Origin of the sequence: Streptomyces sp. LN549 (assembly GCF_043203805.1) — a bacterium.
Lineage (GTDB): Bacteria > Actinomycetota > Actinomycetes > Streptomycetales > Streptomycetaceae > Streptomyces.
Genome location: NZ_JAZHRI010000002.1, coordinates 2,982,360 through 3,007,171, shown reverse-complemented (window position 1 = coordinate 3,007,171; position 24,812 = coordinate 2,982,360). Strand labels below are relative to the sequence as shown.

Annotated in this window: 22 protein-coding genes, 1 tRNA gene and 2 pseudogenes; 9 read left to right on the top strand and 16 right to left on the bottom strand. The window is 68.6% G+C overall.

Annotated elements, in window-relative coordinates; translation table 11 throughout:
- Positions 1-148 precede the first annotated feature (148 nt).
- Both SH922_RS13410 and SH922_RS13405 read right to left on the bottom strand, forming a co-directional pair.
- Positions 149-985 carry a hypothetical protein gene (locus tag SH922_RS13410; protein ID WP_393058189.1) on the bottom strand — a complete coding sequence of 279 codons (837 nt, stop codon included), beginning with the start codon at positions 983-985 and terminating at the stop codon, positions 149-151.
- Between the two features lie 226 nt (positions 986-1,211).
- Positions 1,212-1,286, bottom strand: a tRNA-Trp gene (locus SH922_RS13405).
- A 445-nt stretch (positions 1,287-1,731) separates the two neighbouring features.
- Between SH922_RS13405 and SH922_RS13400 the strand changes: the two genes are divergently transcribed.
- Both SH922_RS13400 and SH922_RS13395 read left to right on the top strand, forming a co-directional pair.
- Positions 1,732-2,253, top strand: coding sequence for a hypothetical protein (locus tag SH922_RS13400; protein WP_393058188.1), 522 nt, complete (start codon positions 1,732-1,734; stop codon positions 2,251-2,253).
- A gap of 377 nt (positions 2,254-2,630) precedes the next feature.
- Positions 2,631-3,995, top strand: coding sequence for a glutamate decarboxylase (locus SH922_RS13395; RefSeq protein ID WP_393058187.1), 1,365 nt, complete (start codon positions 2,631-2,633; stop codon positions 3,993-3,995).
- A gap of 35 nt (positions 3,996-4,030) precedes the next feature.
- Here the strand turns inward: SH922_RS13395 and SH922_RS13390 are convergent, their stop codons facing one another.
- From SH922_RS13390 to SH922_RS13375, 4 genes and pseudogenes are all read right to left on the bottom strand, one after another.
- On the bottom strand, positions 4,031-4,453 hold the full coding sequence (locus SH922_RS13390; RefSeq protein WP_393063553.1) for a flavoprotein: 423 nt from the start codon (positions 4,451-4,453) through the stop codon (positions 4,031-4,033).
- Between the two features lie 213 nt (positions 4,454-4,666).
- Positions 4,667-5,389, bottom strand: a pseudogene (locus tag SH922_RS13385) (transposase); the annotation flags it as partial.
- A 52-nt stretch (positions 5,390-5,441) separates the two neighbouring features.
- Entirely contained in the window at positions 5,442-5,876 is a 435-nt protein-coding gene (locus SH922_RS13380; RefSeq protein ID WP_393058186.1) for an SUKH-3 domain-containing protein, read from the bottom strand.
- 159 nt (positions 5,877-6,035) lie between these two features.
- Positions 6,036-6,566: a hypothetical protein gene (locus tag SH922_RS13375; protein ID WP_393058185.1), complete on the bottom strand. Its 531-nt coding sequence runs from the start codon at positions 6,564-6,566 to the stop codon at positions 6,036-6,038.
- An 836-nt stretch (positions 6,567-7,402) separates the two neighbouring features.
- On the opposite strand from SH922_RS13375, the gene SH922_RS13370 reads away from it, so the two are divergent.
- On the top strand, positions 7,403-7,951 hold the full coding sequence (locus SH922_RS13370) for a DUF4262 domain-containing protein (RefSeq protein WP_393058184.1): 549 nt from the start codon (positions 7,403-7,405) through the stop codon (positions 7,949-7,951).
- On the opposite strand, the gene SH922_RS13365 is transcribed toward SH922_RS13370, so the two are convergent.
- The 3 genes from SH922_RS13365 to SH922_RS13355 all read right to left on the bottom strand — a co-directional run bounded on the left by SH922_RS13365 (position 7,952) and on the right by SH922_RS13355 (position 9,930).
- Complete coding sequence (locus SH922_RS13365) at positions 7,952-8,647, bottom strand: transposase family protein (RefSeq protein WP_393058183.1); 696 nt, start codon at positions 8,645-8,647, stop codon at positions 7,952-7,954.
- Between the two features lie 382 nt (positions 8,648-9,029).
- Complete coding sequence (locus SH922_RS13360) at positions 9,030-9,521, bottom strand: NUDIX hydrolase (protein ID WP_393063552.1); 492 nt, start codon at positions 9,519-9,521, stop codon at positions 9,030-9,032.
- 100 nt (positions 9,522-9,621) lie between these two features.
- The gene (locus SH922_RS13355) at positions 9,622-9,930 is read right to left on the bottom strand and encodes an ATP-binding protein (protein WP_393063551.1); all 309 of its coding nucleotides are present in this window, start codon (positions 9,928-9,930) and stop codon (positions 9,622-9,624) included.
- A gap of 98 nt (positions 9,931-10,028) precedes the next feature.
- On the opposite strand from SH922_RS13355, the pseudogene SH922_RS13350 reads away from it, so the two are divergent.
- The 5 genes and pseudogenes from SH922_RS13350 to SH922_RS13330 all read left to right on the top strand — a co-directional run.
- Positions 10,029-10,313 (top strand): annotated as a pseudogene (locus SH922_RS13350) (UTRA domain-containing protein); the annotation flags it as partial.
- A gap of 122 nt (positions 10,314-10,435) precedes the next feature.
- On the top strand, positions 10,436-10,948 hold the full coding sequence (locus tag SH922_RS13345; RefSeq protein WP_393058182.1) for a hypothetical protein: 513 nt from the start codon (positions 10,436-10,438) through the stop codon (positions 10,946-10,948).
- Positions 10,949-11,200: 252 nt separating this feature from the next.
- The gene (gene ettA / locus SH922_RS13340) at positions 11,201-12,865 is read left to right on the top strand and encodes an energy-dependent translational throttle protein EttA (protein WP_326662158.1); all 1,665 of its coding nucleotides are present in this window, start codon (positions 11,201-11,203) and stop codon (positions 12,863-12,865) included.
- A gap of 5 nt (positions 12,866-12,870) precedes the next feature.
- Complete coding sequence (locus SH922_RS13335; RefSeq protein WP_168713538.1) at positions 12,871-13,293, top strand: thioesterase family protein; 423 nt, start codon at positions 12,871-12,873, stop codon at positions 13,291-13,293.
- Entirely contained in the window at positions 13,290-13,973 is a 684-nt protein-coding gene (locus tag SH922_RS13330) for a hypothetical protein (RefSeq protein WP_393058181.1), read from the top strand. Before SH922_RS13335 ends, SH922_RS13330 begins: the two co-directional genes overlap by 4 nt.
- Positions 13,974-13,987: 14 nt before the next feature.
- Here the strand turns inward: SH922_RS13330 and SH922_RS13325 are convergent, their stop codons facing one another.
- Both SH922_RS13325 and SH922_RS13320 read right to left on the bottom strand, forming a co-directional pair.
- Positions 13,988-15,037, bottom strand: coding sequence for a DUF2804 domain-containing protein (locus SH922_RS13325; protein WP_393058180.1), 1,050 nt, complete (start codon positions 15,035-15,037; stop codon positions 13,988-13,990).
- A gap of 212 nt (positions 15,038-15,249) precedes the next feature.
- Entirely contained in the window at positions 15,250-15,654 is a 405-nt protein-coding gene (locus SH922_RS13320; RefSeq protein WP_393058179.1) for a globin, read from the bottom strand.
- A gap of 233 nt (positions 15,655-15,887) precedes the next feature.
- Between SH922_RS13320 and SH922_RS13315 the strand changes: the two genes are divergently transcribed.
- Positions 15,888-16,982, top strand: coding sequence for an NAD(P)/FAD-dependent oxidoreductase (locus SH922_RS13315; RefSeq protein ID WP_393058178.1), 1,095 nt, complete (start codon positions 15,888-15,890; stop codon positions 16,980-16,982).
- A gap of 50 nt (positions 16,983-17,032) precedes the next feature.
- Here the strand turns inward: SH922_RS13315 and SH922_RS13310 are convergent, their stop codons facing one another.
- The 5 genes from SH922_RS13310 to SH922_RS13290 form a co-directional block, all read right to left on the bottom strand.
- A complete protein-coding gene (locus SH922_RS13310; protein ID WP_393063550.1) occupies positions 17,033-17,485 on the bottom strand; it encodes a MarR family winged helix-turn-helix transcriptional regulator in 453 nt (150 codons plus the stop codon).
- A 205-nt stretch (positions 17,486-17,690) separates the two neighbouring features.
- Positions 17,691-19,088 (bottom strand): FHA domain-containing protein, encoded by a 1,398-nt coding sequence (locus SH922_RS13305; RefSeq protein WP_393058177.1) that lies wholly within the window; start codon positions 19,086-19,088, stop codon positions 17,691-17,693.
- A gap of 107 nt (positions 19,089-19,195) precedes the next feature.
- On the bottom strand, positions 19,196-20,548 hold the full coding sequence (locus SH922_RS13300) for a VWA domain-containing protein (protein ID WP_393058176.1): 1,353 nt from the start codon (positions 20,546-20,548) through the stop codon (positions 19,196-19,198).
- 107 nt (positions 20,549-20,655) lie between these two features.
- On the bottom strand, positions 20,656-21,993 hold the full coding sequence (locus SH922_RS13295; RefSeq protein WP_393058175.1) for a PP2C family serine/threonine-protein phosphatase: 1,338 nt from the start codon (positions 21,991-21,993) through the stop codon (positions 20,656-20,658).
- On the bottom strand, positions 21,990-24,779 hold the full coding sequence (locus SH922_RS13290; protein WP_393058174.1) for a tetratricopeptide repeat protein: 2,790 nt from the start codon (positions 24,777-24,779) through the stop codon (positions 21,990-21,992). The genes SH922_RS13295 and SH922_RS13290 overlap by 4 nt, the downstream gene beginning before the upstream one ends.
- Positions 24,780-24,812 lie beyond the last annotated feature (33 nt).

Below are 24,812 nucleotides of genomic sequence, written 5' to 3'. Positions count from 1 at the left end.
CCGTGGCCCAACGCGGTACCAGGTCGCTAGGAGCCGGCCGGAGGGATGACCGACTGGGCGGTCCTCAAGACCGCTGACGGGCCGACTCGCCCATGGACCTTCCTCGGCCCGCACCGGCGTTTGTCGAGGACCGTCCGTGAGCGGGAGCTCATGGACGCTCGAAATACTGGAGTACCCCGCCAGCGGAGAAACACAGTGCTCCCGCGAGGGTGCCCCAGTTGGCGATGTCGATGTTCACGAGGCTTCCCGTGGCGGGGCGGGTGAAGGCGGCCAGTGCCGCGCCGAGGAAGAGCACGGACCCGAGTTGGTTGACCGCGACGATCCACCAGCCGAGATCGCGGGGACGGATTCCCGGCCGGCCGTGGCAGACCTCGACCAGGGCAAGATGCCCCGAGACAAGGAACAGGGTGCACCCGACCATGTCGGGGGCCCAGACCAACCTGTTCACCTGCTGCACCGAAAGCCCCTGCAACAAGGAACTGAGCAGGTTGATGCCGAACACAAGCGTTCCCACGAACAGCACGAAGGTACTCAGCCAGTCGATCCGGCCGGGCTCGTAGCTCCACCACCTCCAGCGCCGAGCGGCAAGCGTCCCGATTCCGTTGTCCTGGCGAGGAGCGTTGACCGCTTGGAGAAGCGACGCAAAGCCGCCCGTGTTGAAGAACAGGCCGCCGACGAAGTAGATCCAGGCACCTGTCGCGCCACCTGTGCCGAACTGCGCCACTGCGGCCCCGGAGGCGAACAAGCCCCCACCCACCGCGAACGCACTCGCTGCAATGGCATTCAGCCTGCGGAGACGGCCGACCGACACACTGTCCGCTCTTCGGGAGCGGGCCTTGGGCTCGCCTGCGGCCCGCACGGTGAGCAGGCCGCGCTTGCGCGCCAGCCGCGACTCCCAGACCGCAGTGCCCCCATCGCCGAGGCGCCAGGTCAGCCGCGTCGTGAACGGCCCCGCCCCCTCAGCGGTCCTCTCGATTCGGCTCACCGCTCGACCCTAGCCTTGTGGTGGGCAAATGCCCGTATATGGCTCGAACCGCGTTGGTGTGTGAGTAGGCGGCTGGCACCGGCGAGCACCCTGATAGCGGCAACGACCTTGAGAACGGCTCGATCAGCCTGATTCTGGAACGCGACGACAAGCTGTAGGGCGGCCACCACACCGCCCCAGTGCCAGTGCAGTTCGGGATACGGGCAGCGCGCCGAATACGAGAAGGCGGAACCGGCCGGATTCGAACCGGCGTCCTCGCGGTTTTGGAGACCGCGCGCGACGACCTCTGCGCTACGGCTCCGCCTCTTGCGCCATCCTAAGGAGGGACTCCCACTGCTGCCGAGGCGGAAGGGGAGTGCCGGGCGGACTCCCGGCAAAGATTTCCGGGTGCCAGGCGTTCACGCGTCCAACCGCTCCTCCAGACGGATGGTCACGGTGTCCCCTTCCTCCTTGCCGATTAGGTAGGACGGGAGCAGGCGGGGGAACTCATCGCTGCGCACCGAGTCCCACCGGGCAGGGCTCAGGAACCGAGCGAGCGTTGCCTGGCACGGCACCACGGTTACGACCGCTGCGACGCCATCGGGTGATGTGGGTCAGCCAGGCGGGTGACAGCGGCCCTCGCAGGCTGCTCCGGGGTCGGCCGGTGCCCCAGGATCGGTGCCGCCGCCGAGTCCGGCGGAATATGCATCGACCGGGTCTGTGCCGCGCGAGCGGTGCGGCGACGGCTGTTCGAGGAGTCCGATCCCATGCGTTCACGCGTCATCGCTGTCATGGCCGCCGCGGCCGCGGCCACCGCGGTACTTGCCCAACCCGCCCACGCCGCCCCGCTGGTCGACGGGGTCTACCGGTTCGCGGCCCTCCAGGACGGCCAGTGCCTGACCTATCCGAAACCGGGCGGGTACAGGGGCGCGGTGTCGCTGGGTGACTGCACGGACAACGCGAACACCTCGGCGAACTGGCAGGTACGGCAGCGCCCCAACGGAACGATGGAGGTCTCCACGGCCGGCTCGAATCCCCGCACCTGTCTGAGCCTGAACGACGATTACCGGGTGGCGGCCAACAACTGTGCCGGCAGGTATGCCGAGTGGACCGTCTCCATCGGCTCCGCCGGACCGGGCAGCGTCGTGTGGGCCGACATCGAGCACACCCCCAGCGACGGATCCGGCTCGTGGGGGAAGCTGGTGGACGATGCCGGCGTCACCGGTCGCATCGTGGTGAGGCGAGCCCCCATCGAGCCGCACTTCTGGACACCGCAGCAGGTCGGCTGAGGACGCGGCGGACCTCGTCCGCAACTCGATCTACTTCGACGGTCACGGCACCACACAGGCCCTCGTCGTCCTGTTGCTCTACCTGGCCGTCCCCGCAGTGGCCCTCGTCCTCCTGTACCGGTTCCGCACGCCGAAGAGCCCCATCACTCCGGGGACCGAGGCCGAAGCAACCGCGGTGACCGTCCCCGTAGGGGCCCTACCGTAGAAGCCGACGACAGATCCCGCAGCAAGCAGGTCCATGCTCGGATCCCGCCCTGCAACCACCCAGTGCGCGGTGGAATCCTGGGGGCCGAGAGGCCGTTTGTGGGTGGTACCCAACTGCCTGCCTCAGCGTGTCCCTCGCGCAGGAAGGCGCCGGCGCTGTTTGAATCCTCGGCATGACCAAGCGTGACGACGGGGCCCTGTTCGGTAACCGGTTCTTGACCGTGCCCGCTCCCTCGGAGACTTTCCCCGAGGTGGGCATGGCCGCGACGGACGCGATGAGGCTGGTGGATGTGGATCTCGCGATGGAGGGAGATCCACAGCGCAACCTCGCCACCTTTGTCACCACATGGATGGAGCCGGAGGCGCAACGGCTCATCGCCGAGAACCTCCACCGCAACTTCATCGACCACGCCGAATACCCCATTTCCGCCGAGATCGAGCAGCGTTGCGTGCGCATGCTCGCCGATCTCTTCCACGCGCCGGGCAAGACGGCCGGATGCCGGACCCAGGGATCCTCCGAGGCAATCATGCTCGGCGCGCTGTCGCTGAAGTGGAAGTGGCGGGAACGCCGCAAGGCGGCCGGCCTGTCGATCGACCGGCCTAACTTGATCTTCGGCGGGGACGTCCACGTGGTGTGGGAAAAGTTCTGCCGCTACTTCGACGTCGAGCCGCGGATCGTTCCGCTTGCCGAAGGCAAGTACACGATCGGCCCGGAGGACGTGGAGCCCCACCTCGACGAGAACACGATCGGCGTCGTCGCAGTCCTGGGCACCACGTTCACCGGCCACAAGGATGATGTGGTCGGCATCGACAAGCTCCTGCGGGACGTCCGGAAGGAACGGGACCTCGACATTCCGATCCACGTCGACGGAGCCAGCGGCGCCTTCGTATGGCCCTTTCTCTACCCGGAATCCAAATGGGACTTCCAGCTCGAACAGGTCCGTTCCATCAACGTCTCGGGTCACAAATACGGTTTGGTCTACCCCGGTATCGGCTGGTTGATCTTTCGCGAGGAGTCCGACCTGGCCAAGGACCTCGTGTTCTACGAGAACTACCTGGGTAAGACCGACGCGACGTTCACACTGAACTTCTCCACCGGCGCGTCGATGGTGCTCGCGCAGTACTACAACTTCGTCCGGCTCGGTCGCCAGGGCTACACGTACGTGATGAAGATGATGCAGGAGAACGCACGTGCGCTGGCGGACAACCTGCGGAGCAGCGGCCGTTTCGAAGTGATCGGCAGTGACCTCGAGCAGCTGCCCCTGGTCGCATTCCGTCTCGCTGGCAAGCACGCCTACGACGAGTCCGACGTTGCCTGGCAGCTCTCGGCCGAGCGCGGTTGGATGGTGCCGGCGTACACGCTCCCGCCCAACGCGGAGCGGGTGAAGATCATGCGCGCCCTGGTCAAGGAAACCCTGAGCCGGGAGCAGATCGATCGCCTGAGCCAGGACATCGAGGACGCGTGTCGCACGTTGGACGACAAGGGCATGACCCATGAAGCCGAGCGGGCCCAGGTCAAGCGGGGAACCGGCTACTGACGCGCTCTTAAAGCCAGCCGTGCCAGAACGAACGCTCAGTCACCCGATGCCCGGTGTGCAGCCCCCAGGATCGTGGCCCACGGGAGCTCTCGATCTGCCGGGCCCCGACGAGGTTCGTCCAGTGGCCCGACGTCAGCCCCGTACACCAGCTCCACACCCGCCTTTCGCAGAGTCTTGATGTGCCCCTCCCACGCCGGGTGCCGCGCATGTGCCGCGTTGATCCGAGGGAACACCACCACCGGGACGTCGACGGTGCCCAGCGCTTCACCCACTTGCGTCCGGGCTTGATTGTCGGCGATGCCCGTCGCGAGCTTGGCGACGTAATTCGCGCTAGCTGGGGCGACGACGTAGCAGTCGACAACCGGGTGGGGGCGGGGCTCAGTTGGCAGGCGAGGCGTATCCCGAACCAGCAGGCTGGTCGGCGCCTCCAGTCGGTCCAACTCGCCGGTTGCCTTCATCCACCGGCCGGCATTCGGGTGAGGGTTACGGCTACCTGCCAGCCGAGGGCGATGGCTGGCTCTACCAGTCCGGTGCGTAGCTGCTCGACTCCATCGGCTGCTGTGCCCACAACTCCCAGCACTCCGCGACTGCCTACGCTCACCGTTCCACCGCCCCGTCTCGGTCCGCCCCAGCTCCAGCAGTACAGCAGAGAAGTACCGCAACCACTGCGAGGCAAGGTAGACGCCGTCGCCCTTGAGGCGACAGTCGCGGAGGATCTTCCAGGTCTTCCTGCGAGCGAAGACGTGCTCCACGCGGGCGCGGACCTGTTTGTGGGACTTGTTGTGGGCCTGTTTCCAGTCGGGCAGTTCCTCGCCTTTGCGTCGCCGGTGCGGCATCACCAGCCCGGTGCCCGGATAGCCACCGTCGGCGATTGTCATGGTCTTGCCGACAGCGGCCTTCGCTCCGGACTCTTCCCACGCCTTGCAGTCGTTGCGGTTTCCGGGCAGAGGCCGGCCGACCACCACAACGAGCCGGATGTCGGCGTCGATGACGACCTGGTGGTTCGTGGAGTACCGGTAGTTCTTGGACTGCTCGGCAATCGTGTGGTCGCGGGTGGGCACAAGGGTGCCGTCCACGATGAGCACAGTGTCCTTGCGGAACCGCCTGCGGGGTTGCAGCGCGAGCAATGGGCCGAGGTGGTCGATGATGCGGTCGGCCGCGGACTTTGAGATGCCGAAGAGAGGGGCGAGCTGGCGCAACGTCAAGTTTGTGCGCCAGTAAGCCACTACCAGCAGCACACGGTCCTCCAGCGGAAGTGACCACGGGCGGCCATTACGGACCGGATCCGCGCCTTCGCGGCGCAGGGCTGTCACCAGCTTGCCGAAGAAACGCGGGCTCAGCCCGGTGAACGGGGCCATCCAGGACGGCTCCGACGCCGTGATCACACCAGACATCGCAAGATCATCCCACCTGGTGGGAGCGTTCCTGAGACGGTATGTGACGGGGTCACAGCCAGGCTGCCCGCTCGGTACGATCGGGACCGCCATCGCCATCCACCACGTAGGACAGTGCCTCTGCGAAGCTGGTGCCCAGCTGCCACAGGAAGCCCGGTCCCACGGCGATGACACGCCCGCTCGCCGCTACGTATGACCTGTACTGGATTGACCACATACCCAGAGGGCTGTAGTTCTCCCCGTATCGGCGCCTCAGCCTCTGAGCCTCCGCAGACGCGTCGATGCAGGCGTCAACGGGATCCAGGTGCAGCGACGAGGAAGGAGCACGAGCCGGAGAACTCTTGATCGTCAGTTCGCCGAACTCTGCCCAAACCGCTATCGCCACGTCGTTGAACTCGAACCCCACCGCCACGAGTCGTTGTGTCCAGGTCTCAGTGTCGATCCGTCGTCCTGCTCTCCACCCGGCAGCCCTGAGCGCTTCCAACACCGAGGGCCCGCAGCCCGTCAACAATCCACCGATGCGCTCTATGCGCCCACCCCGTCTACTCAGCGAACCTGCTTTCACGCAAGTCTTGCAGGTGCGGACCCGCACTTCGCAGGGCGGAGCGGCACGTGCCGGCAGGTAGATCACTTACGGGACAGCCCTTTAGTCGATCACAACCCTGCGGAGACGACCGTCCCAGCCACCCGGAGTCGCAAGGGTCGGTGACACTTGCTTCACTTCGATTCTCATCTCCATCATCGACTCGTCGGCTTCCACGAGCCGGACAGAGAATTTCCGCTCCGGGAATGTGTCGACGAGTCGTGCATGCCAGGACTTGACGAGAATTGACCCGAGTTCGCGGTGCAGTGAGTCGAAATCTTCACTGTGCACAGGCACCGCGCTGAACAGGTGGCCCAGTTCGAACAGGTTGAAACTGTCGACGACCTCCGCCCAGGAGAGCTCCTCCCTGTCGGGAATCGCACGGCCGGTAGTGGCGGACAGCCTCTCCCGGATCTGCTCCTCGTCATTCCCGCTCAGGCCGAGGAAAACCGCGCCATGAAGTTCGACGAGGCGAGGCCAGTACAGGAACGAGTACATGAGTGCGTTGACCGTGTCGCCCGCCTCGCTCAGATACGAAACGGGGTCATCTGTCTCGACATCCGGAAAGAACTGACGAAGGTAATTGATCAGCATGTGACTACAGTCCTGCCTGCTTGGCCATTTCGAGATCGTAGCCCTGCGTCGGCCATTCGCTGAGCGGGTCAAGACCTGCTTCGTTTGATTCCTCCACAGGCCCCTTGCCTTGGCTGATCTCGGGTTGCTTCTGCGGGGCGTGATTCCGCTGCGGCGTCTCCGGCAGCCCTGGGCCGTCTGTGGGCCGTGCGGCGCCGCCCACGGCCGACAATCAGCGACCGACAGTGACAGTCCAGCTACCGGGGCTCGGCCGGAAGCCCCAGGTCAGGCCCGCCCACCGATACGGGTTTCCGTCCTGTCGCAACGCCTGCTCGGTCGCGTTCAGTCTGAACAGGCGAGCAGGAGGTGGTTGAGCTGAGCCGTCGCCGCGACAGCTACATGCAGAGGCAACGAGCGTGCCTGTGACACCAACCACCGCAGCAGCTAACCCGATGAGAGCGCTTCCCATTTGACCCCCGGTGGCTGAGAGAACCACGTCACTGGCATTCTGCCCGCGATGTGGTGGCGGCGGATGTTTTCTCGGGCCTTGGCGCAAGCAAAGTGCCTCATCTGGGCAGGCCGGGCACTGGATGAGTTGGTGAAGGGCAAACCGCGGAAGAGGCAGCTGCAGGAGCACGCGCGGAGGCTCGGGTTGCCCCCAGCTCTCCCGCGCTTGTGATGAGCGCGTACCTGGGCGTGATTTTGTCGGGGTGAATGGGAGCCACTGCATCGGCGAGTTTGGGGTTCTGGCACAGATCTTGGGGACCGGTCGCAGAGAGTGACCGTTTCGTTCGATTTGAAAGGGTGGTCGCGAGCCCGGCTGTCCGGCCCGAACGCTCACCTCGTAGCCTCCGCGTATGACTGCTGATCCGTTCCGGTGCCGCTGCGTCCTCTGCCATGACTACGGCGACCGAGACGAAGCGGACCGCATGGATCTGACGATCATCGAGAATGTGCAGCAGCACGGATGGCACGTCGTCATGGTTCCCGAGGATGACATCGGTCCTGGATTCGCCTACACGATCGGTCTCGCACACACTTACGGCGCTTCTGAGCTCGCCATGTTCGGACTCGATATCCACGCCATGCACGGCATGCTCAACAGCATCGGAGAGAAGTCCGCCGCGGGTGCTGTACTGGCTGACGGCCAGAGGCACCCTGGCGTTGTCGACGGTCACCACGTCGCGCTCAGGCGCGTTGACCTCCGCTGGTACCGGACCTTCTTCGGGCGGGCCATCGGGTTCTACCGGCGGCCTCCTTTCCCTGTTCTGCAAGTCGCGTGGCCCGACGCGGATGACCGTTTTCACTGGGAAGAACAGGCTGAGGAACGGCATCGCCAGTCGCAGCCTCAGTTGTGGCAGCCGCCGAGTGAGCACCCTGTCGGGATCTGGACGACCGAACTCTGACTATTCACGGGCCGACCGGCGACAGACCAATGCCGTCGCGAAGGCTACTGAAGTAAGAGCATCTTGCGGAGTCGGGAGCACATCGACCACGCGATGGTCTTCGACGCTGGTCAAGACGGTGGAGTAGGTCTGGCCGCGACGGATCGCGAAGTCGTCGACTCCCAGCACCCGTGGCGTGCTGAACCGTGGATCGGGCAATGCCATGACCCTGCGTAACAAGGTCATCCGTCCCGCGCCGAAGCCCAGCTGGGCGGCCAGCCGAGCGCCGGCCCGCCCGGCCAGCGCGAGCCCCACTTGCTCCAGGGCGTGGTTGAGCCGGGTGGTGAACCGTGCGTGCGGGGCGGCGAGCCGGGAGAAGGGCTCGGCGAACGTCCGGCAGGGACAGTCCGCCACTCCGCAGATGAAACGCTGGACCGTCAACCGGATCACGAAGCCCTGTTCAGCGAGCGGAAGGTCCTTCAGCCTGCGCTGATAGCGGTCGTGGACTCGGTCCGAGAAACGACCACAGTCCGGACAGGCCGCCCCCACCGCGCGGCCTCTCGCCATCACCTCGACCGTGCCGAACGCGGCCGTAACCGCCTCGACGTTCACATCCTCGATCCCGTCGAACACCAGCGAGTCCCAGAACGGTGCATCGGTCTGCATGACCAGCACCATCACGGTCAACAACTGGCCACGGCAGTGGCCGACGGCCACCTGAGGGAGCGTCAATTCCGATGGGGGACGACAGGGCGTACGCGGTCTCGCGCGAACCAGTCTTCTCACAATCGAACAGCGAGGTAACGCTCCGCGACGACTCCCCAAGATCTGTGCCAGAACCGAGTTTGGGAGCCACTTTGCTCCATCTGCGACGAGGATGGGCCCGACACAGGTCCATGATCGTCAACGGGTTCGGGAGCCACCCCTGTCGGGTGACATCACGCCTGTGGATGTGGAGTGTCCGCCGTGGTCCGGAGGTGTTTGGCGATGGTTTGGTTGCCCCGGTCCTGTTGGTCCGTGTCCCTGACAGGCGCGGTTCGGCAAGGCCCGCCTCGCGTTCGGCCGGCTATTGGTCGGCGGGGTGCTTAAGGACGTGCGCTCAGCCGTCTACGGGGATCGGCCGGTTCGGTGGGCCGTCGGTCAGCAAGGACGCCAATAGTTTCGGCAGCTCAGCCGGCCGCAGTACATCCGAGGTCGCGGCCAGTTCCGCTATGGTCCACCAGCGGTGCCCGGTGATCGCGGCCTTCTCGATCTCCTCGAAAGCCGAGGTATCGACCTGGAACGCAGGCGTCCGGGCCATGTAGTAGCGCTGGCGAACCTCATAAGCGACGCCGCCCCGGACCGCTGTCCACGGACGCCCTCGCCAAATCTCCGGACCCAGCGAGAGGTTCGTCAGCCCGGTTTCTTCTCGCAACTCCCGCAGGGCTGCCTGCTCGTGGCTTTCGCCTGGCTTGAGTCCGCCTCCAGGGGTGAACCACCGAACGGAACCGTCCCCCTTGTTCAGGGCAGAGAACAGCAGTAGCCGACTGGCGTCGTCCAGCAACACCACGCGCGCGCTCGGGCGCGGCACCAGGCTCCCCTCGGGATTCATCACCTCGTCAGATTAGAACCGCAGTCCCTGGGTGAACAACGGAGTTGGTCACCGGGCTGAGCTTTCACGCAAGTCTGGTCGGAGCCGGATTCAGAGAGCCTCATGACCGTGCGGTGGCCTGGCGGTCGGCTTCGGTGGACTGGAAGCGGTAGGACTCGGTGCCGGTCTGGATCAGCGTGCAGCGGAACGTAATGCGGTCGGCGATGGCCGCGCAGAGCCGGCGGTCGCCGAAGGTCTTGTCCCACTCGGCGAACGGGGAGTTCGTGGCGACCGCGGTGGCCTTGCGCTCCTCGCGTTCGGTGAAGATCTGGAACAGCAGCTTGGCGCCCTTCTTGTCCAGGTTCGCGTAGCCAAACTCGTCCAGGCGGAGCAGGTCGACCTTGGTGCAGCGGGCCATGAGCGAGGACAGTCGCCTGGCCGCCTCGGCGAAGTCGAAGTCCTCCAGCCGCTTTGGCCGGGGGAATTTCGCCGCGCGGACGAGCCTTTGCTGACGGCGGACGTCGCGGTGCCGGCGCGCTCGTCGTCCTTCCCGAGGGAGGGCCGCACGCCGGGGCAGGCGTCGTGAACAGTATGGCTGCGATCGCCATCAGGGTCAGCCATGCCGTCGAGCAGCCGGAGTCGCGGCAGGCGACTTCGGAGGAGGCGTCTCTCCTCGGCATCCAGAAGGCCGCTCTTGTCACCCACATCAGGCGGACGTACTACAGCGACAAAGGCCGGCCCGTGGAGACTGCCGACATCGTCGTCCCCGCTGCTCTGTGCGAAATCGTCTACGAGGTCCCCGTCAGCCATTGACGGGCGGTTCTGGTCGGATTCCGCAGGCAACTCCGTTCTGCCCTGGTCGGGCTGGGTGACCGCGCCGCGATCGACGATCTTGGTTGTACCGTCTGGGCGGACAGACACGGGGGAGGGGCAGGGTGACGGGTGTTCTCCGGTTCAGCTGGGAACTGAGCGGCTCCGGGTGGGCCACATGCCGAATTGCCGACGGCGGTTCGGAGCAGAAGTGCTTCGTCAGCTACTGCACCGACGCTCTGTCCGACCTACTGCATGCGGTGTCAGGCCTCTATGGAACTGCAACCGACCAGCGCGTCTCCTTCGACCTCGAACCGGCCGTAGAGAGGTGGCGGCTCCAGCGTCGGGGGGTGGATGTACACATCGCCATCTATCGGTTCTCGGACCTGGACAAGAGCTGGGACGCGCCTGACGCGGAGGGCGCCCTCTCCTGGAGCTCCACGCAACCCCGCCGAGTGTTCGGCCACGTAGTGATGGAGGCTGCCGCGGCGGTGCTGGGGCTCCATGGCGAAGTCGGCTATCGAGAGAAGTGGGTCCAGCACCCATTCCCTGTCGCGGCTCTACAGGATCTTCGGCGGCTGCACCTGCGGGACGACGAGTGTCTCCACGAGGAATGTCAGGCCGGCCGTGATTCATGACGTCGCCGGCGGGCGAAGACCAGGTCCGACGAATGGTCTACGGCCACCGAGTGATCGTTTCCGGGCCGTCCCTGGGCCGTGCGAGGGCGCTCAGCGGTGACCGAACGCGACAGTCAGTGACAGATCACCTACGAGCGCAGACACACGTACGGCCAGGTCACAGCCACCCACCGATACGGGTTTCCGTCAAGAGGTAGCAGTCAGGCAAGATGGGGTGTATCTGCCCACTCATCGATTGCCGGACGGTTTCTCTTGGCTGAGTACATCTACACGATGCGCAAGACACGCAAGGCGCACGGCGACAAGGTCATCCTTGACGACGTGACGCTGAGCTTCCTGCCCGGCGCGAAGATCGGTGTGGTGGGTCCCAACGGTGCCGGTAAGTCCACGGTGCTGAAGATCATGGCGGGCCTGGAGCAGCCGTCCAACGGTGATGCCTTCCTGTCGCCCGGGTTCAGCGTCGGCATCCTCATGCAGGAGCCCCACCTCGACGAGTCGAAGACCGTTCTGGAGAACGTCCAGGACGGCGCCGCCGAGATCATGGGCAAGCTCAAGCGCTTCAACGAGGTCGCCGAGCTCATGGCGACCGACTACTCCGACGCGCTCATGGACGAGATGGGCAAGCTCCAGGAGGACCTGGACCACGCCAACGCGTGGGACCTGGACGCCCAGCTGGAGCAGGCCATGGACGCCCTGGGCTGCCCGCCCGGCGACTGGCCCGTCACCAACCTCTCCGGTGGTGAGAAGCGCCGCGTCGCGCTCTGCAAGCTCCTCATCGAGGCGCCCGACCTGCTGCTGCTCGACGAGCCCACCAACCACCTCGACGCCGAGTCGGTGAACTGGCTGGAGCAGCACCTCTCGAAGTACGCGGGTGCCGTGGTCGCCGTCACCCACGACCGGTACTTCCTGAACAACGTCGCCGAGTGGATCCTCGAGCTCGACCGCGGCCGCGCCATCCCGTACGAGGGCAACTACTCCACGTACCTGGAGAAGAAGGCCACCCGCCTCAAGGTCGAGGGCCGCAAGGACGAGAAGCGGCAGAAGCGGCTCAAGGAAGAGCTGGAGTGGGTGCGGTCGAACGCCAAGGGGCGCCAGACCAAGTCCAAGGCGCGTCTCGCCCGGTACGAGGAGATGGCGGCCGAGGCGGACAAGATGCGGAAGCTGGACTTCGAGGAGATCCAGATTCCGCCGGGCCCGCGGCTCGGTTCCATCGTCGTCGAGGTCGAGAACCTCTCGAAGGCCTTCGGCGACAAGGTCCTCATCGACGACCTGTCGTTCACGCTGCCGCGTAACGGCATCGTCGGCATCATCGGTCCGAACGGCGCCGGCAAGACCACGCTGTTCAAGATGATCCAGGGCCTGGAGGCGCCGGACACCGGTTCCATCAAGGTCGGCGACACGGTCAAGATCTCGTACGTCGACCAGAGCCGCGCCAACATCGACCCGAAGAAGACGCTGTGGGCGGTCGTCTCGGACGAGCTGGACTACATCAACGTCGGCCAGGTCGAGATGCCGTCGCGGGCGTACGTCTCCGCCTTCGGCTTCAAGGGCCCGGACCAGCAGAAGCCGGCCGGTGTGCTCTCCGGTGGTGAGCGCAACCGCCTCAACCTGGCGCTGACGCTCAAGGAGGGCGGCAACCTGCTGCTCCTCGACGAGCCCACCAACGACCTCGACGTCGAGACCCTGTCGTCGCTCGAGAACGCGCTGCTGGAGTTCCCCGGTGCGGCCGTGGTCATCTCCCACGACCGTTGGTTCCTGGACCGCGTCGCCACGCACATCCTGGCGTACGAGGGCGAGTCCAAGTGGTACTGGTTCGAGGGCAACTTCGAGTCGTACGAGAAGAACAAGGTCGAGCGTCTCGGTGCGGACGCGGCCCGCCCGCACCGTGCCACGTACAAGAAGCTCACGCGAGGCTGATCGTCTTGGCACGTCACATCTACAGCTGCCCGCTGCGCTGGTCGGACATGGATGCCTTCGGCCACGTCAACAACGTGGTCTTCCTCCGCTACCTGGAGGAGGCGCGCATCGACTTCATGTTCCGGCTGGCGCCGGGGGACGGCTCGCCGTCCTTCGCGGGCGGTTCCGTCGTGGCCCGGCACGAGATCGACTACGTGCGCCCGCTGGTCCACCGGCACGCGCCGGTGACCGTCGAGTCATGGGTCACGAAGATAGGCGCCGCGTCGCTGACGATCGCCTACGAGATCAAGGATCCCGAGCAGGTGTACGTCCGGGCTTCGACCGTCGTCGTCCCGTACAACCTGGCCGAGGAGCGCCCCCGGCGGATCTCGGCGGAGGAGAAGCTCTTCCTTCAGGAGTATCTGGCCGAGGAGCCCGCGGCAGTATGACCGCGCCTGTGCAGTCCCTGCAGTTCGCCGACGCGAGGGAGGCCGCGGATCTCGCGGCCTTCCTCGGCCGGCTGCTCCACTACGACCGTGCCGCGGCCGTACGGCTGCAGGCGGGCGGCGGCGCGCTGGCCGTGTTCGGCCGGCCGCCGTCGTTCGAGGTTCTGGCGATCCGGGCGGTGCGGCTCGAAGGTACGCACGAGTTCGACGTGACCGTGTCCGCCGGTGAGCTCCTGGAGTCACTGGAGGAGTCGACCGGCTCCGGCGCCGTCCCCGCACCGGTGACCGGGCCTCCGTGGACCGGTGTGCTGCCTCCGCGCGGCGGCTGGCAGGAGCGCCCGGGGCTGCCCGGTCCTCTCGACCTGCGCGCGGCACTGACCGCTGCCGTGGCGGAGTTCCGGACGCGCGACGAGGCCCTGCCCGAGGACCGGCGTACGCGCGCGGAGCGGGATCTCATCGGGCGCGACATCTGGTCACGGACCGTCGGCGGTACGGAGCTTCCGCTGCGCGCCGTGCACGCGGCGCAGGCTCTCGGTTTCCTGCGGGCCGCGCCGGACTTCCCCGTGGCCCTGCTGACGACCGGTGCGTGGCTGCGGCTGCGTACCCCCTACGGATCCATCGCCCTGCGGCGTGCCGGTGCGGCGGGGGGCCTGGGGGCGCTCGCCGTCTCCGTGGGCGGGTAGGCGGGCAAGGCGCGTCACCAGCGCATGTGGACGTCCTCGGCCCAGCCCAGCAGCCGTTCCACCGTGATCTCCGTGCCGTCGTCGGTGCGGACACGCCCGTCGTAGTAGCCGAAGCACTGGTCGGTGCGGTTGTCGATCAGGCCGGTCTCCGTGCGTGTCGACCGGTTGTGGAACGGAGTGAACGTCAGGTCGACCTGGTCGGACGACGGCGTACGGATGGTCCAGGGCGCGAGCCGGTCCGTCGTGGACCACTGCCAGTCAAGTTCCTCACCGATCTTCGTCAGCCGGCCGTCCACGCAGAGCCCGTTCTCCGTGGAGCCGGTGCCCGCCGTCCAGCGTCCGCCGAACTGGAGGCCCACCGTGTGCCCGTCGGTGCGTCCGGACGCGGCGCCCCAGTTCCAGTCGACCGTGCGCGGCCAGCGGCCGCGGCCGTGGTCCAGGACGGCCCAGGTGTCGTCCCCGTCGAACTCCAGGAACTCGCTGCCGATCCTGACCCGGCCGGACGCGGGGAGTGCGGTGTGCTTGGAGGTGTACTGGAACCGCCGTTCGCTCCACGGTACGACGACGGAGAGCGACTCGTGCTCCGGCGGCCGGGCGACCAGGATGTCGACCTCCAGCGGCAACCGGTCCGGGGTCAGGCAGCGGGCCCTCAGCCGGGTGCCGGCGTTCTCGTCGCGGATCTCGACACGCACCTTGCCGCGGGACGGGCGCTCGGGACCGACCACCACGTCCCTGGAGCCGGGGGCGCCCGCCACGGTGTCGGGGAGCTCGACGCCGAAGCCGCCGGGGATGATCGCGGTACGCTCCAACTCCAGCCCGCCCGGCGCGTATTCGAGCAGATAGACGCTGTTCAGAGCGAGGAAGTCGAGGTCACTGACGGTCAGCGCCACCAGATGGGTGGGCGTCGTCACGCACCAGTACTCCCAGCGCTTCGTCCGGCCCCAGCCGCGAAGACTGGCGCGGTGAAGAGGCACCCGGGACCAGCCGACCGCAGCCGGATTCAGACTGCCGTCGGGCAGGCAGAGGTCGACCGGCTCGGTGATCTCGCGTTCGGACGTCGTCATGCGCGGATCCTATAGCGGGCCCCGGGCCGTGCCCCGGCAGGACTGGGCAGGCCTGCCCGGGACTCTGAGGCCGGCCCGGGCCCCTTCCCCGGCAGCCCTGTTCGGGATCCTGCGGCGGCGTCCTGGCCCGTCCCCGGCAGGCTTGCTCGCTCCGGCCCGGGGATCGACATCCGGCGGTGGAGTACCGGATTGCCCAAGCATTCGATCGGGGCTCAGCCCTCGGTGTTCACCATCGAGGCGGCCGCGTAGGTGAGGTAGTCCCACAGTTGCCGGTCGTGCTCAGGGGCCAGCCCGAGTTCGTCCAGCGCCACCCGCATGTGGCTCAGCCAGGCGTCGTGCGCGGCGCGGTCCACCCGGAACGGTACGTGCCGCATCCGCAGCCGGGGGTGTCCGCGCTCCTCGCTGTAGGTGCGGGGGCCGCCCCAGTACTGCATCAGGAACAGCGTGAACCGCTCCTCGGCCGGACCCAGATCCTCCTCCGGGTACATCGGCCGTAGCAGCGGGTCCCCGGCCACGCCCTGGTAGAAGCGGTGGACCAGGCGCCGGAAGGTCTCCTCGCCGCCGACCAGCTCGTAGAAGGTCAGCTCCTGCAGCGTGTCGTGCGGATTCTCAGTCACCCGTCCATGGTCGCAGACGCGCCCGCCGGGCACGGCGGCCCGGGGCGCGGATCACGCCATCCCTCCTCGCCGTGGGCCGGTGGCTGGGGGCGGCCGAAGTCCCTTCCTGTAATTCGTTATGCGAACTAGTATGGTTCGTGATGCGAATGATTTGTGGTTCGTGGCGCGAACGATTAGTTCCGATCATGGTGGGAGTGGGAAACATGGCGAGTGGAATCAGGCGCGGCGAAAACGTGGATCGTACGGTTGTCGTCATCGGCGGGGGATACGGCGGCGCCGCGGTCGCGAAAGCGCTCGACGAGGAGACGGACGTCGTGCTCATAGACCCCAAGGACGCGTTCGTGCACGCGGCCGGGGCGCTGCGGGCGCTGGTCCGGCCCGACTGGGCGGGTCATATCTTCTTCCCCTACGACACCCTGCTGCGGCGTGGCACCGTTCGTCGCGAGCGTGCCGCCTCGGTGGATCCGGGCGGCGTCACCCTGGCCTCGGGGGAGCGGATCGAGGCCGCCCATCTGGTCCTCGCCACCGGTTCGGACTACCCGTTCCCGGCCAAGATGGACACCGACCTCTCCGGCGAGGCCCTGGAGCGCATTCACGAGGCCCATGCCGAACTGGCCGCCGCCGACCGAGTCCTGATCGCCGGCGCCGGACCGGTCGGGCTGGAACTCGCCGGCGAGATCAAGGCGGTCTGGCCGGACAAGCACGTGATCATCACCGACCCTGCCGGTCAACTGGTACCGGGCTTCCTTCCGGAGTTCCGTGAGGAACTGCGCCGACAGCTGGACGCGCTCGGTGTCGAGCTGCGACTGGGCACCGCCCTGGCCGGGCAGCCGCCCACCGGACCGGGCCGGGTCAAGTCCTTCACCGTGGCCACCACCGATGGCGAAGAGATCTCCGCCGACATCTGGTTCCGCTGCTACGGCGTGCACACCAACAGCGACTACCTCGCCGACGGCCGGGTCGCCGTACGAACCCCGCAGGGCCGGGTCCGGGTCACCGAGACGCTCAACGTCGAGGGCCACGACCACATCTACGCGCTCGGGGACATCACGGACCTGGCCGAGGCCAAGATGGCCGGCTATGCCATGAAGCACGCCGAGGTGGTCGCGGAGAACATCCTCGCCCGGGTGCGCGGAGAGCGGCCCACTGCCTCCTACCGGCCGTCCCCCGTGCCCTCGGTACTGCTGCCGCTAGGCCCCGGCGGCGGGGTGGGTCAGGTGCCCACGCCCGACGGGCCCACCCTCCTGCCGGCGTCGGCTGTCAGCGAGTACAAGGGTGTGGATCTGTTCACCGGGCGGTTCGCCGCGCTGTTCGGAGTGACGCGCTGACGCCGGACGTGCGGATGACCCGGATCATCCGCACGTCCGGTCCGGCAGGTTCAGGGGGTGAGCGGGGTGCCCTCGTCCGGCTCCATGAAGACCACCGGCACCCTGTTGCTCAGTACCAGCCGGCCGAGCAGCGTCGCGAGCTGCTCACGGTCCGCCTCGTCGAGGTCCGCCGACAGGGCGTCCACCCGGCGGCAGGTCTCGGCGTAGAACGCGTCCGCCAGGGCGTCGCCCGCCGGCGTCAGGGCGACCCGGACCGCGCGGCCGTCCTCGGGGTCGGGTTCGCGGCGCACCAGGCCGCGCTGGACGCTGCGGTCCACCAGGCCGGTGAGGCTGGACTTCGCCAGCCCCAGCATCGCGCCGAGCTCGCTCATCCCGTACGGCTGCAGCATCAGCACGCACAGCAGCTGGCCCTGCTGGGCGGTGATTCCGTGCTCACGGCCGGAATCGGCATACACGGCATTCACCAGGAACGAGGAGCGCACCAATGCGGTGACGACCCCCATCTGTCCGTGCTCGGCCTTTCGCATTCGACCAGAATACGGCAGGCCGTGACGGTGCGACCTCGACGGGAGTGGCGCTTTCGTGCCTGCCTGCTGACATTCGTGGTGCGAACTATGTGCGGAGCGGGTGATGCGGGCTTCCTCCGACAGCACGGCGGCCGGCGACGGGGTGGTCACCCCCTCGCCGGCCGCGTATGCGTCCGAGTGGTCAGTCCCGGCGGATCGTGATCGTCGTCCACGCCCCGACGTGCACCTGGTCACCGTCCTGGAGCGGTACGGGGACGTAGGGCTGGATCGGGTCCTCGGCGCCGTTGAGCGTGGTGCCGTTCGTCGAGTTCTGGTCGACGACGGCCCAGGTGCTGTCCGGCTGCTGCACCAGTACCGCGTGCTGGTGCGAGACGCCCGGGTCCTCCGGGGGCACGGACAGGTCGATGTCGGGGGACTCGCCCGTGCTGTGCCGGCGGCGTCCGATGGTGATCTGGTTGCCGGTGAGCGGCAGTTGCTGCTCCGGGGAGTACGCCGGGAGGTTGAGCCCGGTGGCCTCGGGGCCGCTGCGCTGCATCATCGCCAGGAAGTACTCACGGTCGGGTGCGATGACCGCGGTCCAGTTCATGGACTGCGGAGCCTGGACCTGACCCTGCCCGGGGCCCTGACCTTGGCCCGGTCCTGGGCCCTGACCCTGCCCGGGGCCCTGGCCCGGATACGGCTGCTGCATCGGTGTCTGCGGGCCCTGGGCCTGCGAGGGCGGCGACAACAGCCAGTCGTCACCGCCGGTCCGGGGCGCCTGCGGCTGCGGCGGGGCCGGCGGTCCGGGCTGCTCGAAGACCGGGGGAGCCGTCTGCTGGAACGCGGGCGGCGCGCTCTGCTGCTGGAACGGCGGGGGCGGACCCTGCTGCCCCTGCTGCTGGAACGGCGGCGGGGGAGGCGGGCCCTGCTGTCCCTGCTGCTGGAACGGCGGCGGGGGCGAGCCCTGCGGCGAGTTCTGCTGTTGGGCGTGCTGCTGGCCCTGCGGGAAACCCTGCGGGCCGCCCTGGTGCCCTTGCTGCTGGAACGGCGGCGGGGGAGGCGGGCCCTGCTGTCCCTGCTGCTGGAACGGGTGAGGGGGCTGCTGACCAGGTCCCGGAGGGCCGGGCTGGCCCGGGCCCGAGGAGAGCGGCTCGGCCGAGCGGTTCACCTGCGAGGGGCGCGAACCCTGGTACTCGAACGGATCGCGCGGCTGCGGCGGGCCGGGCGGCTGCTGGGCCTGGAACCCCGGCGGCAGGTTGAGGCCGGGGACCGGACCGCCGGGACCGCCCGGGCCACCCGGAACGCCGTGCTGCGGTGCCAGCGGCGTGTACGACGTCGCGGTGTTCGTGAGGAAGTTCCAGCGGCACTCCTCACAGAAGGGCGCCATGACCTCCCGCGGGGTGCGGCACTGGGGGCAGAGTTCGGCCTGCTGGGTCGCGTCGGGGCCGTGGCCCTGCGGGTATCCGTAGCCGGGCGCGGGTGGCGGAGGGGGCGGCGGGGGAACGGCGCCCGCAGGCGCGCCCGGCCCGGCCACGCGGTGGCCGCAGACCTCGCACCAGTCCTCGGAACCCGACTGGTGTCCGTTCGGGCAGGTCGGCATGTCGGCGCTTCCCCCTCTCCTCGTCCGGCCCCGGGGGCCGTCATTTTCCTTGCGCAGCCGCCCGGCGGACCTGGCCGGTCGGGCGGCTCATCAGTTCGGATATGTGGTTATTTCTTGACGCGAACCGTCTTCGTGGAGCGCGTTTCGAGTGTCATCTCGTCCGCTTCCGCGACTTTCGCCTTCAGTCGCACAGTACCGGTCGCCGCGTCGACGACATCTACCACCTTCGAAAGCAGTTTCGCAGTGTCCTCGTTCCCGGACGCCGATGCCAACTGCACCGCCCGGCCCAGTTTGGCCGTCGCGCCGTCGAAGTCTCCCGACTTGCGTGCATCGAGCCCCTGCTGGATGGCTTGTGCCAGTTCCGCCTGACCCGTGTAGTGCGCGACCTGCGGATTGATCGAGGTCGACGCCACCATGTCGTCCGTCCACACCGCCCGTACCAGCCCCTGCGAGAGCGTCTGGGGCGTCCCGCCCGCGGGGGCCGGAAGGATCAGCGAGACGCGGGCCGCCAGCATCTCCTGCCCGATGCCGGCCTCCGGCACCTGCACGCACACGTGGTAATCGCGGGACTCGTCGCCCCAGGAACCGGTGGGATAGTCGCCTGCGCGGGGGCCGGCCTCCGTGCGCCGGTCCGTCAGTTCGGCCACCGTCGGCGCGACCTGCTTCACGAACTTGATCTCCACACCGACCGGGGTCCAGAGCCGCAGCGCGACGTCCGCGACCTCCTTGCCCATCGCGTTCTCCATCATCTGCGTGAAGTCCGCGGCCAGCCCCGACGGGTCGGCGACGATGTCGGCCGTGCCGAGCAGCGCGGAGGCGATCGCTGTGACCTCTTTCACTTCCCAGTCGGTGCCCACGCCGCGGGCGTCACACGTGAACCGGCCCGCGCACGCGTCGAGCGCGGCCCGCAGATCCTCCGGGGCCTCGTGCTCGTTACGCCCGTCCGTCAGCAGGATCCCGTGCCGGATCTCCACGTCGGCGGCGCCGAGCAGCCGGTCCGTCAGCCGCAGCCAGGTCCCGATCGCCGTACCGCCGCCCGCGCTGAGCCGGCGCAGCGCTTCCTTCGCCTGGGCCTTGGTCTGCGCATCGGCGACGGCGAGCCGCCCGTTGCCCGGGTAGACCTCCTTGGCCACGTGCGTGCCGCCCACCACGGCGAAGGACGTGCCGTCGCGCAGGGTGTCGATCGCCGCCGCGGTCGCGTCGCGGGCATTGCGCATCTTCGTGGGCGGGTAGTCCATCGAACCCGAGCAGTCCACCATGATCACCACGGCTGCGTTCGCGGCGCCGCCCGGCAGCTGTGAGGTCGCCGCACCCGTCAGCGGAACGCCACCTGTGGTGCCGCCCCCGGTCGAGGTGACCGTGATGATGCCGTTGACCTCACGGCCGCCCTCGGGCAGATATTCGTTCTGATACACCTCGACGGAGAACTGCGGCACGTTCGACTTGGAGAAGTTGGCCATCTGATCGGCTCCTTGAGGCTCCACGTGTCAGATGAAGACAGATATGCGGGCAAAGGTATCGGGGGCGCGGGGGGCGGACGGAACGGGACTTGGAGGGACCCACGGCGCTAGGCGGATCCTGCCCCTTGCGGCGCTACGGCGAACGGCACCAGGGCCACTGTTACGTTGTCGTGGCCCCCGCCGTCCAGGGCGTGCCCCACCAGCACCTGGGCGCCGTGCAGAGGCCGTTCGAACGCGTCCTCGGGTACTGCTGCGGCCATTTCGGCCGCGGACTCCGCGTAGTTCCACAGACCGTCCGTGCACACCACCACGAGTCCGGGCCGGTCAGGTTTGAACGAAGCGGTGTGCGGCTCCAGTTCGTAGGCGTCAGCGCCGAGCCAGCCCGTGATGGCGTGGGCGCGCTCGTCGGCGTACGCCTCCGCCTCGTTCATCAGGCCGGCCGCGACCATCTGGGCGGCCCAGGAATCGTCCTCGGTGAGCCTGGCGGGCGGACTGCTCCGGTCCTTGGGCACCCAGTACACGCGGCTGTCGCCGACCCAGCCGACGACCAGCAGGCCGCTTGCCATGATCGCGCCGACCAGGGTGCATGCCGGGGCGTTCTGATGGCGGTGCGGATCGTGCTCCTGGGCCTGACCGGGTTCCTGCGCCAGCCGGTTGACCGACTCGGCGGCGGCGACGATCGCCTCGTGCATCGCCTGCTGCGGATGTGTGCCGCGCGGCAGCGACTCCAGCAGCGCCTCGTTGGCCGTGTACGCGGCGGCGGCCGAGGCCTCGTCGGGCCTGCTGGCCGACGACACCCCGTCGCAGACGATCGCGACGACGGCCGGGGAGCCGTCCGGCAACGCGGTGGTCGACACCCCGAAGGAGTCCTCGTTGCGGTGATGACGCAGTCCGCGGTCGCTGACCGCGGCGACCGACTCGAGCTCCTGCTCCATGTGGTCGCGCTCGCGCGGCTGGGCGTGGCCGCAGTTCTCGCAGTAGCCGTCGTTGTCGACATGGCCGGCCCGGCAGGCCACACACACCTTGGTGCCGGCCGACGGGGTCAGCGTGGGGTCGGGGGCGGTACGGGGATCGGGCGCGGCCTCCGCGGAGGCCGCGGGCGCGGCCAGCTCGAAGTCGCCCGACGCGTCGGGCCCGTCGAAGCGGACGCCCTGCGCGGCGCCGAAGGGCTCCGGTGGCGCCGAACGCTCCGCGCCCGGGGCGGAGCCGGGGACCCGACCGGGCTCGGACTCCGCCGCCCCGGGGGCCGGCCCGAAGCCGGCACCCGGCGGGGACTTCCCGGCCGGGGTGACGATGGCGATCGTCGGGTGGTCCTGCGGCGGCTCGGGCACGGCCGAAAGGTCGTACCCGCACGCACCGCAGAACAGGTCCCCCGGCTCCAGCGGCTCCACGCAGCCGGGACACCTCGACAAGGCAGTCTCCTGGTGCTTCTGCGACATGTTCACACCCACGTTCGGGGGCGGAAGCGGTTGGCCCGCTCCACCAGTTCGATCCTCTCGTCACCGGGCTCCGCAAGCCGGGCGAGCATCCGGTACGACCTCTCCAGCCCGAAACGCAGGCCGCGCTCGTCCAACTCACTGCCCAGCAGCGTCTTCGGTCCCTGAGCCCCGGCGTACGGGGCCGACTTCGGGTCCGAGGGCCGAGCCGTGGGACTACCGGAGAGTACCCAGTCGAGAGCCGTCCCGAGCACCTCGGTCGACAACTGCTCGCGGCGCACCGCGTCCAGGCCGAGCCCGGCCAGCCCCGAGACCTGGGCCGACGCCGCCATCAGGTCGGTGATCAACGGCTCGTCCGGGGCCCGTTCCCGCAGCCGGGCCCGCACCGCGGCGACCCGGGCCGCCGTGAAGTGGATCGACGCCTCCGGCACCGACTCCAGGGTCCTGACGGCACCGCTCCGGTCCCCGGCGGCGATCTGCACCCGGGCCAGGCCGAACGCCGCGCTCACGAAGCTCGGGTCGGTCATCCACACCAGCCGGTAGTACTCGGCGGCGTTGTCCAGCTGGCCCAGGACCTCCGCGCAGATACCGAGGGCCAGCTTCGGTGCGGGCTCCCCGGGAAACGCGTCGTAGACCGCGTCGAAGGACAGCGCCGCGTTCTCCTTGTCACCGGACACCAGGGAGGTGAGTCCGCGGTACCAGACCACCCGCCAGTCGTCCGCGTGCTTCGTCTCCAGCGAGGCCAGGGTCTCCGTCGCGCCGCCGAGGTCGTTCATCTCCAGGGCGGCCCGCAGTTCGCGCAGCCGCGTCTCCAGCGAGGCGGCCGGCACGGCCTGCAGTGCGGCAATCAGTTCGGCGGGCGCCGATGCCATCACCCCGGCGAGGAAACCCGCGTTGGGGTCACTCGCGTCGACGCGGGGGACCGGCAGCGCGAGCGAGGTCCCGCGCACATCGAGCCCGGCAAGCCGGGGTCCGTTCGCGCTGTTCGGCCCCGGAACGGTGCCCGGCGACGTGCCCGGACCCGTGACCGGGACCCGGGGGGCCGGAATGCCCGTCTGGGCCTGCGCGTACGGGAACGGGGCGCCGTTGCCTTCGCCGCCCGGAGCGCCGCCGCGGACGTGTGTGGCGGTGGAGGGCAGTGGTCCGGCCCCCGCGACGAACCCGGGAGGCGGGCCGGCGGGCAGGGCGCCCGGGACACCGCCCGGCGGCGCCACCGGAGCCGGCGGGGAGGCGGGCGGCGCCGGCGGCGCTCCGCCGCCCCGCCGCCGCCCGAAGAGCCCGGACCGGCCGGGCTCCGGCGACCTGGCACCCAGGCGGGAGACGTCACCGGTCCGGGTGGTGAAGAGCTCGGTGTCGGTGACCCGCAGCTCCGCACCGAACAGTGTCGAGAGCGCCGGACGCGGGCGCCCGGTCTGCAGCGACACCACCTCGCGCAGCACGCCCGTCAGCTGCTCCGCCATCTCCGCGGCGGAGGCGAACCGCCGAGCCGGATCGGGATCGGTCGCCCGCACCAGCAGTCGGTAGAACGACTCGTAGGTCCGGAACACTTCGATGTTGTCCGGGTCCGGAAGCGAGTCCACGAAGACGTTCGTGTACCCCTGGAAGTCGAAGGTGAGCACCGCGAGCGTCCGCGCGACCGTGTACAGGTCGGAGGCCACCGAAGGGCCCGCCTCCCCGACCTCCGGCGCCTGGTACCCCACCGTGCCGTAGATGGCCGACTCCTCGTCGTCCATCCTGCGGACCGCGCCCATGTCGATCAGCTTCAGCTGGTCCTCGGTCTGGATCGCGTTGTCGACCTTGAAGTCGCAGTACAGGAGGTTGCGGCTGTGCAGGTGGCCCAGCGCCTCCAGAGCCTCGATGCCGAACGCGCACGCCTGCTCGACCGGCAGTGGATCCCGCTTCCCGGCCGGGGTGCGGCGGTCGTTGGCGATCTCCTTGAGCGCCTTGCCGCCGACGTACTCCATGACGATGTAGCCGTCGAGGGAACCGGTCCGCTGGTCGAGGTGCTCGACGAAGTTGTAGATCCGGACGATGTTGGAGTGCTCGATCTCGGCGAGGAACCGGCGCTCCGAGATGGCCGCCGCCATGGCGTCCTGGTCACCGGTGTCGAGCAGACCCTTGAGCACCACCCACCGGTCGGAGACGGCCCGGTCCACCGCGAGGTAGACCCAGCCGAGGCCGCCGTGCGCCAGACAGCCTGCGACCTCGTACTGCCCGTGGACGATGTCGCCCCCTTGGAGCTTGGGCACGAAGGAGTACGGGTGGCCGCACTTGGTGCAGAACCCCTCCGTACGCCCCGGCCGCTCACCCCGGGCCCGGCCCACCGGCGCCCCGCAGTCCGAACGCGAGCAGAACCGCTTGCGCTCGGGCACCTCCGGGTTCTCCATCACCGCGGTGCGCGGATCGGGGCGCGGCACGTCCGGTACGAGCACCAGCCCGGCGCCCAGCCGGTTGCGGCCCGAGGAACCGGTCGACTTGGCGGAGGAACGCACCGAGACCGAACGCGAGGTGGTGCTTCCGGACAGCGCGCGCGAGAGCCGCCCCGACACCGAACGCCGCGACGTCGACGAGCGTGAGGAGGACCGTGAGGACATCCTCGACGAGGACTGCGAACTGCTCCGGGCCGAGGTGCTGTTGCTGCCCCGGCCGCCGCCCGCGATTCCGGTGGGCGGTGAGCTCACCATGCCGTTCGGCGACACGACCGGCGCCAGACCGCACGTGTCGCAGTACAGCTCACCGCCGCCCATGTCCTCGTAACTGCCCTCGCACGCGGGGCGCTGGCACTGCGTACTCATGGTCATTCCCCCTGTTCGCCCCGCCGCCGCGGC